Below are 642 nucleotides of genomic sequence, written 5' to 3' on the forward strand. Positions count from 1 at the left end.
GCTCTACACGGCCTGTTACTACTGTACCACGACCAGAGATAGAGAATACGTCCTCGATAGGCATCAAGAATGGCTGATCGATCGCACGAACTGGATCAGGGATGTAAGCATCTAGCGCTTCGACTAGGTTCTTAACCGCTGTTGTTCCTAATTCGTTGTCATCTTCGCCGTTCAATGCCATCAAAGCAGAACCACAGATGATTGGCGTGTCATCGCCTGGGAAGTCGTAAGTGTCTAGCAACTCACGGATTTCCATTTCTACAAGCTCACGCATTTCTGCGTATTCTTCAGAATCAACACCGCCACAGTCTTCTGCCAACAAATCAGCTTTGTTCAAGAATACTACGATGTAAGGTACACCTACCTGACGAGACAACAAGATGTGCTCACGAGTCTGTGGCATAGGACCATCAGTCGCGCCACATACTAGGATAGCGCCATCCATCTGTGCCGCACCAGTGATCATGTTCTTAACATAGTCAGCGTGACCTGGGCAGTCTACGTGCGCGTAGTGACGAATCTTAGATTCGTACTCTACGTGAGACGTAGAGATCGTGATACCACGCTCACGCTCTTCTGGTGCCTTATCGATACCGTCAAATGCTACGGCTTCACCACCGAAAACTTCTGCACATACGCGAG

General features: G+C 49.1%; 1 protein-coding gene. It reads right to left on the bottom strand.

The annotated features are described in order from the left end of the window. On the bottom strand, window positions 1–642 hold a 642-nt coding region (locus BS617_RS17905), incomplete at both ends, for a GTP-binding protein (RefSeq protein WP_249263646.1).

Origin of the sequence: Neptunomonas phycophila (assembly GCF_001922575.1) — a bacterium.
GTDB lineage: Bacteria > Pseudomonadota > Gammaproteobacteria > Pseudomonadales > Balneatricaceae > Neptunomonas > Neptunomonas phycophila.